Genomic DNA, 2,984 nt, shown 5'->3' with positions numbered 1-2,984 from the left:
AACAAAAACAAAAATATGTATAACAAAGACCCTTATTCATGCCTAGAGTCAACAGTGATAATCTGGTAAAAACGGATATGGTTAGGTTTGAGCGGCATGTGGGATTCGCGAGTAGACAAAAGAAAAAGTCCATCAATGATTTACATCAAGTCATTCGCAAAAAGTATGGATTTAATAACGTCTTAGAGCTATCTAGTAAATCCGGCAATAAGCTAAGTTTTGCGCTGAGCCCATCGAGCTTAAGGCTCGCTAATGAGCATGATGGGCAACAGTATAGTGTCGAAAACGCCTTTCAAAGCAGTATGGTTTTTGAGGACGGCGGTTCCTATACCGACTTGCTGAGCGCCCCGCCAAGACAAGCCAAAAAAGACGAGCGATTAATAACTTCGGGTGAATTAATTAGCTACAATTATTTTGGCGTAGAGTGGAGCGTAGAGCCATTAACCACGTTTTACGATTGGCTGTATGTGAATGCCCTAAAGCAAAACCCTCAGCTGCATGAAGAGGTCATGCAATATCAAGCTTTTACTGATATTGAGTTTAATCCCAAAAAGTCTATTCATTGTGCGGCTTATGCGCTGGCTATGTTTGTGGCGCTCAATAAACGAGAGTTGCTCGATAATGTTGAAGACCCAACGGTATTTTTTAATTTATATAATGAATTTAAAGTGAGTAACACCGAGCAGCTGTTGGAAGAGGGTTGGCTCTGATAGCTAGACCAGCTGTACTGAGTCTGAAAGCCTACCTATTTTTTAAATTTAGCGAGCACAGCATTTTCAATAAAAAAGGACACAACATCATGTTGTGTCCTTTTTTATTGGTATACATTTTGCCAGTAGCTCAGCTTTATGCTTTATTATCATCCAGCTCAAAGTTTCGCCCAGCCGATATAATACCTCAGTGATGCCAACCAAACTCCCACCTTGGCAATGCTGAGGCACCATTTTATATAAATAGCTATAAATTCACATTCACTTATATCCATTGTTATCAGAGGCTTTAAGCGAGTATATATTCTTTATTCAGTATAGACCAATCTAGGCAAAGTGTATTTTTGACCGTCGTCTAAGGTCAAAATACACCAAAACACCCATATCTATAAATTGATTGCATTCGAATTCAATATTAAATATACTCAAGTTATATTAATTTATAAGAAATTCCAATCAAGTTAATAAAGTATTACTTTATGAGTTTGGGAGGGCCATTAACAAAAGGATTTTGATTATGGAAAGTTTTGGTGCCCTTAACTGGGGGATTGTCATTGTTTATTTATTAGTTAATCTTTTGCTCGGCTGGTTTATGAGTCGGAAAATTTCTACTGCTGAAGATTATTATATTGGTGACCGTTCAGCCCCTTGGTGGGCGATTGGTATTTCTGTAATTGCCACTTATATCAGTGCCTTGTCGTTTTTAGGTGGTCCTGCCTGGGCATATGGTGATGGTATGGCAGCTCTCGCCATTCACATCAACTATCCATTAGTTGTTTTCATCGTCGTAGTATTTTTCCTACCTTTCTTTTATAGCAGCGGCGTAGCGTCTATTTATGATTACTTAGAACGTCGATTTGGTAAGAAATCCCGAGCAATCATGAGTGTATTGTTTTTGATTAGCCAAACCATCACTACGGCTTCTATTCTAACAGCCACCGCTTTTGTCATAACCTTTGCAACAGGTATAGAGCCAAAAACGGCAATTATCATTATGTCAGCTATCGTAGTGGGTTATACGTTAATGGGCGGCATGAATGCTGTTATTTGGACGGACGTCTTGCAAGGATTTATTTTATTTCTTGGTGCGGGGATTATATTTTTCATACTAATTGGCGAAGTGTCACCGATGTCAGGCGCTCTTACCATGCTTGGCGAAAACGATAAACTAAATCCACTCAACTGGAGCGTAGATTTTTCGGTTACCCCAACGGTCTGGGCAGGCGTTGTAGCGATGACATTGTTTCATGTCACGGTATATGGTGGTAATCAGATGATGGTACAGCGCACCTTGGGTGCAAAAACTATGGGAGATGCTAAGAAGTCTTATCTATTGATGGGCTTTGTTGCATTTTTTATCTACTTTTTGTTCTTCTTTATTGGTGCGCTATTATACGTTTATTTCAAGGGTAAACCATTTGCACAACCAAATGAAATCATCTTGATATTTGCTAATATGCTTGCCATTCCTGGTTTGATGGGGATCATTGCTGCAGCAATCTTATCAGCTTCAATGTCAAGTCTATCATCGGCACTAAACTCTCTAGCGACGATATCTGTGCTTGATTTTTATCAGCCGTACGTAAAAAAAGATGGTAGTGAAAGGCACTATTTAGCCGCCTCTCGTATTCTTACCATCATTTGGGCAATATTAATCATTCCTGCTGCATTCGCATTCATTGATAGTAAAGGGTCTATTTTAGAGACATTTACAGAGGTTTCTTCATATTTTGTTGGGGCAAAGTTGGCCATGTTTGGTTTGGGCTTCTTTTCGAAACACACCACCGAGCGAGGTCTTATCACTGGTGTGATTGCTGGTTTTATTGGTTTATACGTGTTCGCAGTCGGTATTCCATTTACCGATTGGACACCACCAAATATCGCATGGCCTTGGTTTGTGGTCATTGGCGGTGCTATTAATATCATTGTTTCCATCAGTGCAAGCTTGTTACTTGATGGTAGACAAGAAGTTTGGCATGAACAAACGGTCAAAGGTCAACAGCTAAAGTTTGCCGCTGAAGGCAGACCTGAGAAAGTTGATGGATGGTATGTGGTACCTGGTAGGGTTGATAAAGTAGTGTGGTTATTACCAGTGCTATTTGTCTGTATTATATTATTCTTAGCATATTTTGGTACGTTAGGCTAAAGCGTGTCACTGGTTGGATTATGAGACCTACAAATATGAGACCTACAAAGTAGTCATTAGACGTAAGGAGACGATATGAAGATCGGTGTCATTAGTGCAGATAGCGCAAGCGAGAGTCGGGTCGCACT

2 protein-coding genes are annotated in these 2,984 nt (G+C 39.9%); both read left to right on the top strand.

Features of this window, described 5'->3' with window-relative positions; all coding sequences use genetic code 11:
* The first annotated feature begins 38 nt into the window (after positions 1-38).
* Positions 39-710 (top strand): hypothetical protein, encoded by a 672-nt coding sequence (locus tag CAN34_RS06285; RefSeq protein ID WP_089554927.1) that lies wholly within the window; start codon positions 39-41, stop codon positions 708-710.
* Between the two features lie 517 nt (positions 711-1,227).
* Positions 1,228-2,856, top strand: coding sequence for a sodium/solute symporter (locus CAN34_RS06280; protein WP_089554926.1), 1,629 nt, complete (start codon positions 1,228-1,230; stop codon positions 2,854-2,856).
* Positions 2,857-2,984 lie beyond the last annotated feature (128 nt).

The organism is Psychrobacter sp. DAB_AL32B, from assembly GCF_002224105.1.
Lineage (GTDB): Bacteria > Pseudomonadota > Gammaproteobacteria > Pseudomonadales > Moraxellaceae > Psychrobacter.
The sequence above is the reverse complement of the archived record's forward strand: the minus strand, read 5'-3'. Positions and strand labels throughout refer to the sequence as shown.

Coding starts and splice junctions, on each gene's coding strand:
- CAN34_RS06285 (WP_089554927.1), top strand. CDS start 39: ATGCCTAGAGTCAACAGTGATAATCTGGTAAAAACGGATATGGTTAGG.
- CAN34_RS06280 (WP_089554926.1), top strand. CDS start 1,228: ATGGAAAGTTTTGGTGCCCTTAACTGGGGGATTGTCATTGTTTATTTA.